Raw genomic sequence first — 13,299 nt, forward strand, 5'->3', positions numbered from 1 at the left:
GTTCGATTGCCTCGTGTCGCCGTCGCCCGCTGGGCCGGCGCCTGTCGTCTTGATGTCTGCGATGCTGGACGGTCGCCGGCATGTCTGCCGGCGACCTGATCGGATCAGGATGCGATCAGCATTCCTTGGCGTCGTAGGGACCGAGTTCGCCGCCGAAGATCGACGCGTCGTAGGTCACGTCGTCGCGCGGCACGACCTTGACGATCTCCATCAGGTCGAACTGGTTGGTCGGCTCCTGCTTGCCGCGCACGACCAGCACGTCCTTGAAGCACTGGTGGTCCTCGGCGCGGTAGAGCGTCGGGCCATTGCCCATGCCATCGAACTCGAAGCCTTCCAGCGCCTTGATCAGCTCCGGCGGATAGAAGGTGCCGGCGGTCTCGGCGGCGTTGGCGTAGAGCAGCGTCTGGACGTAGCAGGTGTGGGCGGCCTGCGACGGCGGGCTGCCATATTCCTCGCCGAAGGACTTAGAGAACGCCTTGGTGGCGGCGTTGTCGAGCTTCCAGTCCCAGTTGGCGGTGCCCAGGATGCCCTTCACGGCTTCGCCCGCACCCTGTGCCATCAGCTCGGAGAACAGCGGCACGACGATCTGGAAGTCCTTGCCGTTGACCTGCTTGGAGCGCATGTCGAACTGGGTGACGGCCTGGCGCAGCGAATTGACCATGTCGCCGCCGTAATGGTTCAGGATCAGGACGTCGGCGCCCGAATTCAGGACCGGCGTCAGATACTGCGAGAAGTCGCCGGCGCCGAGCGGGGTGCGAACGGCCTCCACCGTCTCCCAGCCGAGCCCTTCGGTGGCGTTCTTGATCGACTCTTCCTGGGTCCAGCCCCAGGTGTAGTCGGCGGTCAGATGGTAGGCGCGGCGATCCTTGCCGTATTCCTCGGCCAGGATCGGGCCGAGCGCCTGGCCGGACATGTAGGCGTTGAAGAAGTGGCGGAAGCCGTAGCGCCGCTTGTCCTTGCCGGTGGTGTCGTTGGAGTGGGTCAGGCCGGCCATGAACATCACGCCCATGTCCTGGCACAGCGACTGCACCGCCACGGCGACGCCCGAGGACGAACCGCCGGAGATCATGATCGCCTTGTCGGCCTCGATCATGCGCTTGGCCGAGGCGCGGGCCGCGTCGGACTTGGTCTGGGTGTCGCCGGTCACGAAGGCGACCTTCTTGCCCAGGATGCCGTTGCCCTTGAGGTTGGACGGCTGCATCGTCGACAGCATGCCGCCGTCGCCTTCGCCGTTCAGGTGCTTGACCGCCAGCTGGAAGGCGCGCAGCTCGTCGGCGCCTTCATCGGCATACGGACCAGACTGCGGCACGTTGAAGCCGAGCGTCACGGTGCCACCGGACGGGTTGTTGCAGAATGCCTGATCCTGCGCCCAGGCTCCACGCGTGAAGACATGCGGCATGGCGAGACCCGCCGTGATGCCGGCGCCGGTCGTCAGCAGTCGACGACGGCTCCATCCGTCCTTGTAAAATGCCATTGGTCACCTCCCGATTATCCCATTCCGGCCGTAGCGGCAGACAGCACGACATATCGATCGCCCGCCCCAGATCCCGCCGGATGACGCGCATCGTCCACGAGTCCGCGGTTTTCGACTATAGTACTTTCGGATGAACCGGCTTCGACGTCTGTCCTATATTGTCCCTCCGCGCGATAATGCAGTGCAATATTGCAATGCAGCAATATCAATCTGCGCCATGACTGGCCGGTTGCTGGCGGGGCGCGAGCCGGTGTCGGGCCGGGCTTGCCGGATGACCATGGCGGGCGCTGCGACCGGCTGGCGAGTTGACCTTCGCACGGGGAGGGGAGACCTTCGCCGCCAACGCCGGCAGCCGGGATGAGACCGGCACGATTCGCGGTCGATCCCGAACGCCCGTCCTGCGGACGGTCGGGGTCAGGGAGGAACAGGACGATGTTCGACAAGAGCATGAATTTCGCGCTTGGCGAGGAGATCGACGCGCTGCGCGACATGGTGCGCCGCTTCGCGCAGGAACGGATCGCCCCCCGCGCGTCGGAGATCGACCGGACCAACGAATTCCCGAACGAGCTCTGGAAGGAGCTCGGCGCCCTCGGGCTCCTCGGCGTCACGGTGGAGGAGGAATATGGCGGCTCGGCCATGGGCTATCTCGCCCATTGCGTCGCAATCGAGGAGATCTCGCGCGCCTCGGCCTCGGTGGGCCTGTCCTATGGCGCCCATTCCAATCTCTGCGTCAACCAGATCCGGCGCAACGGGACCGCCGAGCAGAAGGCGAAATACCTGCCGAAGCTCGTCTCGGGCGAGCATGTCGGATCGCTCGCCATGTCGGAATCCGGCGCCGGCTCGGACGTCGTCGGCATGAAACTGCGGGCCGACAAGCGCAACGACCGCTTCGTCCTCAACGGCACCAAGATGTGGATCACCAACGGTCCCGACGCCTCGACCCTGATCGTCTACGCCAAGACCGATCCGGATGCCGGCCCGCGCGGCATCACGGCCTTCCTGATCGAGAAGGACATGGCCGGCTTCTCGACCGCCCAGAAGCTCGACAAGCTCGGCATGCGCGGCTCCAACACCTGCGAGCTGGTGTTCCAGGATTGCGAGGTGCCCTACGAGAATATCCTCGGCGAGGAGGGCGGCGGCGCCAAGGTGCTGATGAGCGGCCTCGACTACGAACGGGTGGTGCTCTCGGCCGGGCCCCTCGGCATCATGGCCGCCTGTCTCGACGTCGTCGTGCCCTATGTCCACGAGCGCGAGCAGTTCGGCCAGCCGATCGGCGAGTTCCAGCTGATGCAGGGCAAGCTCGCCGACATGTATGTCACGATGAATGCCTGCCGGGCCTATGTCTACGCCGTGGCGGCGGCCTGCGATCGCGGCGAGACCAGCCGCAAGGATGCGGCGGGTTGCATCCTCTATGCCGCCGAGAAGGCGACCCAGATGGCGCTGGAGGCGATCCAGGCGCTGGGCGGCAACGGCTATATCAACGACTATCCGACCGGCCGGCTGCTGCGCGATGCCAAGCTCTACGAGATCGGCGCCGGCACCTCGGAAATCCGCCGCATGCTGATCGGCCGCGAGCTGTTCCGGGAGACCGCGTAGGTGGCGGTCCTCACCTCGTCCATCTCGCCGCGCTCGGACGCCTTCGCGGCCAATCGCGACGCCATGGCCCGGCAGATGCAGGCAGTCGAGGCGGCCGCCGAAGCCGCCATGGCGGGCGGCGGCGACAGGGCCCGCGAGCGGCATCTGTCACGCGGCAAGCTGCTGCCGCGCGACCGGGTGGAGGGCCTGCTCGATCCCGGCTCGCCGTTTCTGGAGGTCGGTCTGTTCGCCGCCCACGGGCTTTACGAAGGCGCGGTGCCGGCCGCCGGCATGATCGCCGGCATCGGCCGGGTGGCGGGCCGCGAGGTGATGGTGCTCGCCAACGACGCCACGGTGAAGGGCGGGACCTACTTTCCCACGACGGTGAAGAAGCATCTGCGGGCCCAGGAGATCGCCGAGCAGAACGGCCTGCCCTGCGTCTATCTGGTCGATTCCGGCGGCGCCAACCTGCCGAACCAGGACGAGGTCTTCCCGGACCGCGATCATTTCGGCCGCATCTTCTACAACCAGGCGCAGATGTCGGCGAAGAGCATCCCCCAGATCGCCGTCGTCATGGGCTCCTGCACCGCCGGCGGCGCCTATGTGCCGGCGATGAGCGACGAGACCATCATCGTGCGCAACCAGGGCACGATCTTCCTCGCCGGCCCGCCGCTGGTGAAGGCGGCCACGGGCGAGGTGGTCTCGGCCGAGGATCTGGGCGGCGGGGACGTCCATACGCGGCTGTCCGGCGTTGCCGACCATCTCGCCAATGACGATCTCCACGCGCTGGAACTGGCTCGCCGGGCCGTCGCCAATCTGAACCGGCCGAAACCGTTCACGGTGGAACTGCAGGCGCCCGAGGCGCCGGCCTACGATCCGGAGGAACTGCTCGGCATCGTGCCGGCCGACCCGAAGACGCCCTACGACGTGCGCGAGGCCATCGCCCGCATCGTCGACGGCTCGCGCTTCGACGAGTTCAAGGCGCGCTACGGGCCGACGCTGGTCTGCGGCTTTGCCCATGTCTGCGGCATCCCGGTCGGTATCGTCGCGAACAACGGCGTGCTGTTCGCCGAGAGCGCCGTGAAGGGCGCGCATTTCGTCGAGCTCTGCTCGCAGCGCAAGATCCCGCTGGTCTTTCTGCAGAACATCACCGGCTTCATGGTCGGCCGGGCCTATGAGGCCGGCGGCATCGCCAAGCACGGCGCCAAGCTGGTCACCGCCGTCGCCACCACCTCGGTGCCCAAGGTGACCATGCTGATCGGCGGCTCCTACGGCGCAGGCAATTACGGCATGTGCGGCCGGGCCTACAGCCCACGTTTCCTGTGGACCTGGCCGAACAGCCGCATCGCCGTGATGGGCGGCGAGCAGGCGGCCGGCGTGCTGGCGACGGTCAAGCGCGACGGCATCGAACGGCACGGTGGCGGATGGTCGGCCGAGGACGAAGCCGAGTTCAAGCGCCCGACCATCGAGATGTTCGAGCGCCAGAGCCATTCGCTCTACGCCTCTGCGCGCCTGTGGGACGACGGCATCGTCAATCCGGCCAAGACCCGCGAGATACTGGCCCTGTCGCTCTCGGCCTCGCTGAACGTGCCGATCCCGGAGACGCGGTTCGGCCTGTTCCGGATGTGATCTGACATCGGAGGCGACGATGAAACACCCGGTCAGTCTGCAGCTCGACGAGACGATGCTCGAAAGCCTCGGTGTGGGTGCCGGGCGGAATCTTCGCCCTGTGAATATGGCATTCGGCACGAACTTGGCTGCCGCCGCACCGCGCGCACTCAAGAATAGCTGGTCCAATCTGCCGGAGATCGCATGATGCCTGCACCAATCCGATCTCTCCTCATCGCCAATCGCGGCGAGATCGCCTGCCGGGTGACCCGCACGGCGAAGCGGCTCGGCGTCCGGACCGTTGCCGTGTTCTCCGACGCCGATCGCGATGCCATGCATGTCGCCATGGCCGACGAGGCGGTGCGGATCGGACCCGCGGCGGTGGCCGACAGCTATCTGCGCGGCGACCGGATCATCGAAGCCGCCCGCCGTACCGGCGCCGAGGCCATTCATCCGGGCTATGGTTTCCTGTCCGAGAACCCGGATTTCGTCGATGCCGTCACGGCGGCGGGGCTGATCTTCGTCGGCCCGTCGGCGTCCGCTATTCGGGCGATGGGGCTGAAGGATGCCGCCAAACGGTTGATGCACGAGGCCGGCGTGCCGGTGGTGCCCGGCTATCACGGCGACGCGCAGGACCCGGAGTTTCTGGCCGGCGAGGCCGACCGGATCGGCTATCCGGTGCTGATCAAGGCGCGGGCCGGCGGCGGCGGCAAGGGCATGCGCCGGGTCGACGATCCGGCGGAGTTCCGCACCGCGCTGGAGGGCGCAATGCGGGAAGGGCAGGCGTCCTTCGGCGATCCCCACTGCCTGATCGAGAAATATGTCGAGAAGCCGCGGCATATCGAGATCCAGGTCTTCGGCGACAGCCATGGCAACGCCGTGCACCTCTTCGAGCGCGACTGTTCCCTGCAGCGGCGCCACCAGAAGGTGATCGAGGAAGCGCCGGCACCGGGCATGCCGGACGATATGCGCGCGGCCATGGGCGAGGCGGCGGTCACCGCGGCCAAGGCCATCGGCTATGCCGGCGCCGGCACGATCGAGTTCATCGTCGACGCCTCCGACGGGCTGCGGCCCGACCGGTTCTGGTTCATGGAAATGAACACCCGCCTGCAGGTCGAGCATCCGGTCACCGAGGCGATCACCGGGCTGGATCTGGTCGAGCTGCAATTGCGCGTCGCCTCCGGCGAGCCGCTGCCCTTCGCCCAGTCCGATCTGGCGATCGACGGCCACGCCTTCGAGGCGCGGATCTATGCCGAGGATGCGGCGCGCGGCTTCCTGCCGGCGACCGGCACGCTGACCCAGCTTCGGTTTCCGGCGGCAGGCGCCCGCATCGACACCGGGGTGCGGGAAGGCGACCGGATCACCCCGCATTACGACCCGATGATTGCCAAGCTGATCGTCCACGGGCCCGACCGCGCGAGTGCGCTGGGGCTGTTGCGCGCCGCGCTGGCCGAGACACGCATTGCCGGGTCGGTGACCAACGTCGCCTTCCTGTCGCGGCTGGCACGCCATGCGGATTTCGCGGCCGGCGACGTCGATACCGGCCTGATCGGCCGCGACCAGGAGGCGCTGACCGCGCCTGAAGCCCGCTCCGCCGAAGCCGCGGCAATTGCCGCCCTGGCGCAGCTCGGCCATGTCCCGGCAGCCGGCGAAGGGTCGGGCGATCGGGACGCCGATCCCTGGGCACGCTTGCGCGGCTTTCGCGCCTGGGGCGTTGCCCGGCAGGCCGCGCGCTTCGAAGGCGAGGGGAACACCCGCCACGACCTGATCGTCTCCGATCTCGGCAGTGGCCGCTTCTCGGTCGCAGCCGAGGGGGAGACATTGGAACTGGCGCTGGCCGAGTCTCCCAGCGGCGACACGATCCGCGTCGAGGCCGATGGCCGCGTCTTCGGCGCCGCAATTGCCCGTGAGCCCGACGCATTGACCGTCTTCCTCGACGGGGCGGCGCATCGTTTCGCCGATTACAGCGCCATTGCCCATGCCGACGAGGGCGCCGGGGGAGACCGCGTCGCCGCGCCGATGCCCGGTCTGGTCAAGCTGGTCGCCGTGAAGGCCGGCGCCATTGTGACGAAGGGCGAGGCGCTGATCGTGCTCGAGGCCATGAAGATGGAGCACACGCTGAAAAGCCCGCGCGACGGCACGGTCGCCGAGCTGCTGGTGGCCGAGGGCGATCAGGTCGAGGATGGCGCGCTGCTTCTGGCGCTGGAGCCGGAGGCCGGATGACCCTCACCCTCCACCATTGCCACGAGGCGCGCTCGATGCGCTCGCTCTGGCTGATCCAAGAGCTGGGGCTGGACGTGGACGTGATCGTCCATCCCTTTGGCCGCGAGTTGCGCGATCCCGCCTATCTTGCGGTCCATCCGCTGGGCCGGGTACCGGCGCTGGTCGACGGGCCGGTGACTTTGTTCGAGAGCGGCGCCATCGCCGAATATCTCTGTGAGACCTATGGACGCGATTCCGGCCTCTGGCGGGCGCCTGGCACGCCGGAGCGGGCCGAATGGCTGCAATGGCTGCATTATGCCGAGACGGTCTCGGTGCATGTGGCGAGCCTGACCCAGCAGATCCTGGTCATCACCGATCCGGCGCTGCAGTCGCCGACCCTTGTGAAACTGGAGACGCGGCGTCTGGAAAAGGCGCTCGGCGTCGTCGAGGACCGGCTGGAGGGCCGCGACCACCTGCTGTCCTCGGGCTTCTCGGCGGTGGATGTCGGGGTCGGCTACAGCATCCACATCGCGCGGCTGTTCACCGACCTCGCCGCGTTTCCGCAGGTCGCGGCCTATTACGCGCGTCTGGCTGAACGGCCGGCCTTCCGTGCCGCGCTGCCAGCCCCGGATGCTGCCTATCGCATCTATACGCGCGAACGCTATATCGAGCCGTCATGACAGCGCCCGACATCACCCTTTTCGAGATGAGCCCGCGCGACGGGCTGCAGAACGAAAAGCGCCTGATCGCCACGGACGACAAGATCCGGCTCGTCGATCTCCTGTCCGCCTGCGGCTTCGCCAAGATCGAGGTCACCAGCTTCGTTTCGCCGAAATGGGTGCCGCAACTGGCCGATGCAGCAAGCGTGCTGGCCGGCATCGCCCGGCAGCCGGGCATCGTCTATACGGCGCTCACTCCCAACCTGCGCGGCTTCGAGGCGGCGCTTGCGGCGAAAGCCGACGAAGTGGCGATCTTCGGGGCAGCCTCGGAGAGCTTCAGCCGGAAGAACATCAATTGTTCGATCGCCGAGAGCCTCGAGCGGTTCCGCCCGGTGGCGGAGGCGGCGAAGGCCGCAGGCGTGCCGGTGCGCGGCTATGTCTCCTGCGTCACCGACTGCCCCTATGAGGGACCGGTTGCACCCTGCGCGGTGGCTTCCGTCACCGAGGCGCTCCTCGCCATGGGCTGCTACGAGGTCTCGCTCGGCGACACGATCGGCCATGGCACGCCCGAGACCATCGCCGCGATGCTGACGGCGGTGCTGGACGTTGCGCCGGCGGAGCGGCTCGCTGGCCATTACCACGACACCACCAACCGCGCGCTCGACAACATCACCGCCAGCCTGGAATTCGGCCTGCGGACCTTCGACGCCGCCGTCGGCGGGCTGGGCGGCTGCCCCTATGCGCCCGGCGCCAAGGGCAATGTCGACACGCTGAAGGTCGACGCGCTGCTGCGGGAGCGCGGCTTCGAAACGGGGCTGGATGCCACTGCGCTGGCAGAGGCCGCCGCCTTCGCGCGCACGCTGCGACCGGCCGATCCCGCGGACGCCTGATCGCATGACGGCCGGCAGGCCGGGGAGACACCATGACCGACACGATCCGCATCGACACCGACGACAGGGGCGTTGCGACGCTCACTTTGGCGCGACCCGAGCGCCACAACGCCATGGATGCGGCGATGATCGGCGAATTGAACGCGGCGGCGCATCAGCTCGGGGGAGATCCGGCGGTGCGGGTGATCATCCTGACCGGTGAAGGGCGCAGCTTTTCGGCCGGCGCCGATCTCAACTGGATGAAGGCCCAGTTCGCCGCCACCCGGGAGGACCGCATCGCCGAGGCGATGAAACTCGCCGGTATGCTCAGGGCGCTGAACGAATTGCCGAAACCCCTGATCGGCCGGATCAACGGCCAGGCTTTTGGCGGTGGTCTCGGGCTGATCTCGGTCTGCGACGTCGCCATCGCCAGCGACGCGGCGCGCTTTGCCTTCACCGAGGCGAAGCTCGGCCTGATCCCGGCGACGATCTCGCCCTACGTCCTGGCCCGCATGGGCGAAGGCCGGGCCCGAAGGGTCTTCATGTCGGCCCGCCTGTTCGGCGCGGCCGAGGCTGTCGATCTCGGGCTTCTGGCGAAGGCGGTTCCGGCGGATGAGCTGGATGCGGCGATTGCCGCCGAAGTGACGCCCTATCTCGCCTGCTCGCCCGCCGCGGTGGCCGCGTCCAAGGCCCTGGCCCGGTCGTTGGGGCCGGTCATCGACGATGCGACGCTGGAGGAGACTGCCCGCCGGCTGGCCGACACCTGGGAGACGGCCGATGCCCGTGAGGGTGTCGGCGCCTTTTTCGACAAGCGGGCTCCCACCTTCGCCGGCTGACGCCGTCCGGTCTGCAGCCGCAAAGGGGTGCGGCCGCAGAATGATCGGTCTATTCGCCCGCGAGGCAGCTCCGCAGCGAGCCCGCCAGATTGCCGATCAGGGTGAAATACAGCTCCGGCCCCTCGGGGATGTCTGCGCCCTCCGGGTCGAGCACGCCGGAACGCGCGCCCGATCCCTCGATCGCCACGTCGACGAGCTGCGGCTCGAACTGGGGTTCGGCGAAGACGCAGGCGGCGCGGCTGTCGCGTACCTTCGCCTGGATCTCGGCGATTCGCTGGGCGCCCGGAAGTCGGTCGGGACTGACGGTGATGGAGCCTGCCGCCTGCACGTCGAAGCGTTGCTCGAAATACTGGTAGGCGTCATGGAAGACGATGAAGGGCGTGCCGCGGACATCGGCGAGCTGCCCGTCGATGTCGGCGATCAGCCCCGCCAGCCGCGCATCGAGCTCCTTGGCGTTGTCCCGGTATCTGGCGGCGTTCTCGGGGTCGGCATCCGCCAGGACGCTGGCGATATGAGCGGTCATGGCGCGGGCATTCAGCGGGTCGAGCCAGACATGCATGTCCAGTTCGCCATGATCGTGGCCATGCGCATCGGCGCTGTGTTCGGCCTCGTGATCGGCATGGTCGTGCGCTTCGCTGGCGTGCTCCCCGTCCTTGTGGTCGCCGTCGGCCTGCGCATCCTGTTCATGGCCGGTCTCGCCGTGCCCGTTGCCCTCATGCCCGGCCTCGTCGTGACCGTCTTCCTCGTCCTCATGCTCCTCGAACGGGCCGCCCTCGCGGAAGGGCAGTGTTTCCAGGCCCGGCGTGTCGATCAGCTCGACGCTGGTGGCGTCGCCGGCCATCGTCCCGATCGGCTTGACGAGGAACGTCTCCAGCGCATCGCCGACCCAGAAGACGATGTCGGCGTCCTGCAGGGCTGCGGCATCCGACGGCTTCATGGCGTAGGTATGCGGCGACGCCGAACCCGCGACCAGCAGCGTCGGCTCGCCGACGCCCGCCATGACCGACGAGACGAGCGAATGGACCGGCTTGATCGACGCGATGACCTTGGGCGCCTCGGCCTGTGCCGGCGCGAAGGATGCCAGCGACGTGGCGCTGGCGAGAAGCAGGAGGCGAAGCATGCGCATGGGGAGAACCTTCCAGTTTCGAGGCGAAGTGATATGTTATGTCATAACGTCTGGCTTGCGTAATGCTATAACGTCTGCCATATCGCTCGACAAGCCCTCATTCGCAGGTATCGCATGCGCCACCAGCCTCCGACGAAACCGAATGCCCTGGTTGAAATGCGGGGGGTCGGCGTGCGCCGGTCCGGCCGCTGGCTGGTGCGCGGCATCGACCTGACCTTGCGGCGCGGCGAGATCGTCACCCTGATCGGGCCGAACGGCTCCGGCAAGTCGACGACGGCCCGCAGCGCCATCGGCGTGCTGACCCCGGACGAAGGCACTGTGCGCCGCGCCGCGAAGCTGACCATCGGCTATGTCCCCCAGAAGCTGTCCATCGACTGGACCTTGCCGCTGAGCGTCGAACGGCTGATGACGCTGACCAAACCGGCCACACGCCCCGCCGTCGAAGCGGTGCTGGGGCGCGTCGGCATCGGGCATCTGGCACGCTCGGAAGTGCACCATCTGTCCGGGGGCGAGTTCCAGCGGGCACTGCTTGCAAGAGCCATGCTGCGCAAGCCCGATCTCCTGGTCCTCGACGAGCCGGTGCAGGGCGTCGACTTTTCCGGCGAGGTGGCACTCTACGATCTGATCTCCGACATCCGGGACAGCGAGGGCTGCGGCATCCTGCTGGTCTCCCACGACCTGCACGTGGTGATGGCCAAGACCGACACGGTGGTCTGCCTCAACGGTCATGTCTGCTGCCAGGGCTCGCCCCAGTCGGTCGCGTCCTCGCCGGCCTATCAGCGCATGTTCGGCCCGCGCGCCGCCGAGACGCTGGCGATCTACGCCCATCATCACGATCATGCCCATCTGCCGGACGGGCGGGTGCGCTTCGCCGACGGCACCATCGGCGACGAATGCACCCCCGTCGCCGGGCACCATGGCGCGCACGATCACCATGCCGGCCATGACCATCATCACCACGGGCCGCACGCAACGACGGCTGAAGCCGAGGAAGCGGGCACGATTAGCAAGGAGCCCGTCGATGCTCGATGATTTCTTCGTCCGCGCGGTGCTCGCCGGCATCGGCATCGCGCTCGTCGCGGGCCCCCTCGGCTGCTTCGTCGTGTGGCGGCGCATGGCCTATTTCGGCGACACCATGGCCCATTCGGCGCTGCTCGGCGTCGCGCTGTCCACCGCCTTCGAGATCGACCTGATGCTCGGCGTCTTCGGCGTCGCGGCGATCGTCGCCGCCGCGTTGGTCCTCCTGCAGCGGCGTGGCGGGCTCTCCACCGATGCGCTGCTGGGTATCCTGTCCCATTCCACTTTGGCCCTCGGACTGGTGCTGATCGCATTCATGACCTGGGTGCGGATCGACCTGATGGGCTTCCTCTTCGGCGACATTCTCGCCGTCTCCCGCGTCGATCTCCTGGCGATCTATCTCGGCGGCATGGTGATTCTCGTCGGCATGCTGTTCCTGTGGCGTCCTCTCTTGGCGTCGACGGTCAGTGCGGAGCTCGCCGAGGCCGAGGGCCTGTCGCCCGAGCGGACCCGCTTCCTGTTCATGCTTCTGATGGCGCTGGTCATCGCCATCGCCATGAAGATCGTCGGCATCCTGCTGATCACCTCGCTGCTGATCATCCCCGCCGCCACCGCCCGGCGCTTCGCCGCGACGCCGGAACTGATGGCGCTGCTGGCCGCCGGCATCGGTGCGGCCGCGGCGGCGGGGGGCCTGTTCGGCTCCTTGCATTTCGACACGCCGTCGGGCCCGTCCATCGTCGTTGCCGCGCTCGCCCTGTTCCTTGTCAGCCTGCTGCCGTGGCCATTGCGCGGCGCGGCGCGCGACCCGGCCGCGGAGGCATCGCAATGAGTGCCCGACCGAATCTCACCCGCAATCAGAGCCTGGTCTTCGAGACGCTTGACGGGGCCGACGAACCGCTGAGCGCCTACACCATTCTCGATCGTCTGCGAGACGAGGGGTTTCGCGCGCCGCTGCAGGTCTATCGCGCCCTCGACAAGCTGATCGATTGCGGCCTGATCCACCGGATCGACAGCCGCAAGGCCTTCGTCGCCTGTACCCATCCGGGCGAGCATCACGGCAGCGCCATGATCGCCTTCGGCATCTGCGAATCTTGCGCCCGCGTCTGGGAATTCTCCGACGATGTGATCTGCGAAAGGCTGCAGGGCTGGGCGGAATCGGAAGGCTTCCGGCCGGTCCGCACCTCGATCGAGATCAACGGCCGCTGCGCGGAATGCAGCCGGAACGAGGCCGGGACCTGAGCCGTCCGGCGCCGGATCGCGAGAGCGCAAGCAGGCCGTCGGCACCGCCGGCGGAAAATACGAAATTTGCACGACAGAATGCGTGATCTGCGCTTGCAGGCGAAGGACACCGTCGCTATACACCGCGGCGCAGGTCACGGAGTGTAGCGCAGCCTGGTAGCGCACCTCGTTCGGGACGAGGGGGTCGCAGGTTCGAATCCTGCCACTCCGACCAGCATCTTCAGGGGTTTGCGAGAGGTTCCCGGCCTCGATGATCCGAACCCCGACAGTTTCCCCGACAGATTGGTTCCTGGTAGCGTCGGGCAAGCTGGGAACGCTAGGGTTCTTTTACCCGATCCCCGACGGCAAAGGCCGACCGCATGTTCCTCGCTCACTGGACCCAGGCACGGCTGATGGACCGCATCGGGGCAGACGTGCGGCGCCGCACGGACCTCCTGCAGGATCTGTTTGGTGTCGGTGAACGGACGGCGCAGCGATGGGCGACGTGCAAGCAGGATATGAACCGGGATGTGATCATCAAGCTCGGGACCGCCCTCAGCCAGATGGACGCCATTCGCAAGGAGATGGAAGCGGACGAACGGCCCAATGTTCTGTTGAAATGGGCCGCTGCAAAGCTAAAAGTTGAACCAATCGACTGACGGGTTCCTAACGGGTCTCTGCTAGTGTCCTGACTCCCCGGCGGTACTGACCGCCA

13 protein-coding genes and 1 tRNA gene are annotated in these 13,299 nt (G+C 67.4%); 12 read left to right on the top strand and 2 right to left on the bottom strand.

Annotation, left to right across the window (positions count from 1 at the left end; translation table 11 throughout):
* Nucleotides 1-115 precede the first annotated feature (115 nt).
* Nucleotides 116-1,474: a substrate-binding protein gene (locus tag H9Q09_RS15265; RefSeq protein WP_187391737.1), complete on the bottom strand. Its 1,359-nt coding sequence runs from the start codon at nt 1,472-1,474 to the stop codon at nt 116-118.
* A gap of 432 nt (nt 1,475-1,906) precedes the next feature.
* Between H9Q09_RS15265 and H9Q09_RS15270 the strand changes: the two genes are divergently transcribed.
* The 7 genes from H9Q09_RS15270 to H9Q09_RS15300 are packed head-to-tail and all read left to right on the top strand — an operon-like array spanning nt 1,907 to nt 9,223.
* On the top strand, nt 1,907-3,070 hold the full coding sequence (locus H9Q09_RS15270) for an isovaleryl-CoA dehydrogenase (RefSeq protein ID WP_024351119.1): 1,164 nt from the start codon (nt 1,907-1,909) through the stop codon (nt 3,068-3,070).
* Nucleotides 3,071-4,678 carry a carboxyl transferase domain-containing protein gene (locus tag H9Q09_RS15275; protein WP_187391738.1) on the top strand — a complete coding sequence of 536 codons (1,608 nt, stop codon included), beginning with the start codon at nt 3,071-3,073 and terminating at the stop codon, nt 4,676-4,678.
* A 19-nt stretch (nt 4,679-4,697) separates the two neighbouring features.
* A complete protein-coding gene (locus H9Q09_RS15280; RefSeq protein ID WP_187391739.1) occupies nt 4,698-4,865 on the top strand; it encodes a hypothetical protein in 168 nt (55 codons plus the stop codon).
* The gene (locus H9Q09_RS15285) at nt 4,862-6,880 is read left to right on the top strand and encodes an acetyl/propionyl/methylcrotonyl-CoA carboxylase subunit alpha (RefSeq protein ID WP_210315383.1); all 2,019 of its coding nucleotides are present in this window, start codon (nt 4,862-4,864) and stop codon (nt 6,878-6,880) included. Before H9Q09_RS15280 ends, H9Q09_RS15285 begins: the two co-directional genes overlap by 4 nt.
* Nucleotides 6,877-7,539 (top strand): glutathione S-transferase family protein, encoded by a 663-nt coding sequence (locus tag H9Q09_RS15290; protein WP_187391740.1) that lies wholly within the window; start codon nt 6,877-6,879, stop codon nt 7,537-7,539. The genes H9Q09_RS15285 and H9Q09_RS15290 overlap by 4 nt, the downstream gene beginning before the upstream one ends.
* Nucleotides 7,536-8,408 (top strand): hydroxymethylglutaryl-CoA lyase, encoded by an 873-nt coding sequence (locus H9Q09_RS15295; RefSeq protein WP_187391741.1) that lies wholly within the window; start codon nt 7,536-7,538, stop codon nt 8,406-8,408. The genes H9Q09_RS15290 and H9Q09_RS15295 overlap by 4 nt, the downstream gene beginning before the upstream one ends.
* A gap of 32 nt (nt 8,409-8,440) precedes the next feature.
* A complete protein-coding gene (locus tag H9Q09_RS15300) occupies nt 8,441-9,223 on the top strand; it encodes a crotonase/enoyl-CoA hydratase family protein (protein ID WP_187391742.1) in 783 nt (260 codons plus the stop codon).
* 49 nt (nt 9,224-9,272) lie between these two features.
* Here the strand turns inward: H9Q09_RS15300 and H9Q09_RS15305 are convergent, their stop codons facing one another.
* Nucleotides 9,273-10,349, bottom strand: a complete 1,077-nt coding sequence (locus H9Q09_RS15305; protein WP_187391743.1) for a zinc ABC transporter substrate-binding protein — start codon at nt 10,347-10,349, stop codon at nt 9,273-9,275.
* Between the two features lie 114 nt (nt 10,350-10,463).
* On the opposite strand from H9Q09_RS15305, the gene H9Q09_RS15310 reads away from it, so the two are divergent.
* From H9Q09_RS15310 to H9Q09_RS15330, 5 genes are all read left to right on the top strand, one after another.
* Nucleotides 10,464-11,381, top strand: a complete 918-nt coding sequence (locus tag H9Q09_RS15310; RefSeq protein WP_187391744.1) for a metal ABC transporter ATP-binding protein — start codon at nt 10,464-10,466, stop codon at nt 11,379-11,381.
* A complete protein-coding gene (locus tag H9Q09_RS15315) occupies nt 11,371-12,195 on the top strand; it encodes a metal ABC transporter permease (protein WP_187391745.1) in 825 nt (274 codons plus the stop codon). The genes H9Q09_RS15310 and H9Q09_RS15315 overlap by 11 nt, the downstream gene beginning before the upstream one ends.
* On the top strand, nt 12,192-12,605 hold the full coding sequence (locus H9Q09_RS15320) for a Fur family transcriptional regulator (RefSeq protein WP_187391746.1): 414 nt from the start codon (nt 12,192-12,194) through the stop codon (nt 12,603-12,605). Before H9Q09_RS15315 ends, H9Q09_RS15320 begins: the two co-directional genes overlap by 4 nt.
* A gap of 137 nt (nt 12,606-12,742) precedes the next feature.
* Nucleotides 12,743-12,819, top strand: a tRNA-Pro gene (locus H9Q09_RS15325).
* A 145-nt stretch (nt 12,820-12,964) separates the two neighbouring features.
* The gene (locus tag H9Q09_RS15330; RefSeq protein WP_187391747.1) at nt 12,965-13,243 is read left to right on the top strand and encodes a hypothetical protein; all 279 of its coding nucleotides are present in this window, start codon (nt 12,965-12,967) and stop codon (nt 13,241-13,243) included.
* Nucleotides 13,244-13,299: the final 56 nt, after the last annotated feature.

The organism is Aurantimonas sp. DM33-3 (genome assembly GCF_014334315.1).
Classification (GTDB): Bacteria; Pseudomonadota; Alphaproteobacteria; order Rhizobiales; family Rhizobiaceae; genus Aurantimonas; species Aurantimonas coralicida.

Bases quoted from the DNA above. Each gene is read 5' to 3' on its own strand.
- H9Q09_RS15290 (WP_187391740.1), top strand. From the start codon at position 6,877: ATGACCCTCACCCTCCACCATTGCCACGAGGCGCGCTCGATGCGCTCG.
- H9Q09_RS15305 (WP_187391743.1), bottom strand. From the start codon at position 10,349: ATGCGCATGCTTCGCCTCCTGCTTCTCGCCAGCGCCACGTCGCTGGCA.
- H9Q09_RS15285 (WP_210315383.1), top strand. From the start codon at position 4,862: ATGATGCCTGCACCAATCCGATCTCTCCTCATCGCCAATCGCGGCGAG.
- H9Q09_RS15300 (WP_187391742.1), top strand. From the start codon at position 8,441: ATGACCGACACGATCCGCATCGACACCGACGACAGGGGCGTTGCGACG.
- H9Q09_RS15330 (WP_187391747.1), top strand. From the start codon at position 12,965: ATGTTCCTCGCTCACTGGACCCAGGCACGGCTGATGGACCGCATCGGG.
- H9Q09_RS15320 (WP_187391746.1), top strand. From the start codon at position 12,192: ATGAGTGCCCGACCGAATCTCACCCGCAATCAGAGCCTGGTCTTCGAG.
- H9Q09_RS15315 (WP_187391745.1), top strand. From the start codon at position 11,371: ATGCTCGATGATTTCTTCGTCCGCGCGGTGCTCGCCGGCATCGGCATC.
- H9Q09_RS15265 (WP_187391737.1), bottom strand. From the start codon at position 1,474: ATGGCATTTTACAAGGACGGATGGAGCCGTCGTCGACTGCTGACGACC.
- H9Q09_RS15280 (WP_187391739.1), top strand. From the start codon at position 4,698: ATGAAACACCCGGTCAGTCTGCAGCTCGACGAGACGATGCTCGAAAGC.
- H9Q09_RS15295 (WP_187391741.1), top strand. From the start codon at position 7,536: ATGACAGCGCCCGACATCACCCTTTTCGAGATGAGCCCGCGCGACGGG.
- H9Q09_RS15310 (WP_187391744.1), top strand. From the start codon at position 10,464: ATGCGCCACCAGCCTCCGACGAAACCGAATGCCCTGGTTGAAATGCGG.
- H9Q09_RS15270 (WP_024351119.1), top strand. From the start codon at position 1,907: ATGTTCGACAAGAGCATGAATTTCGCGCTTGGCGAGGAGATCGACGCG.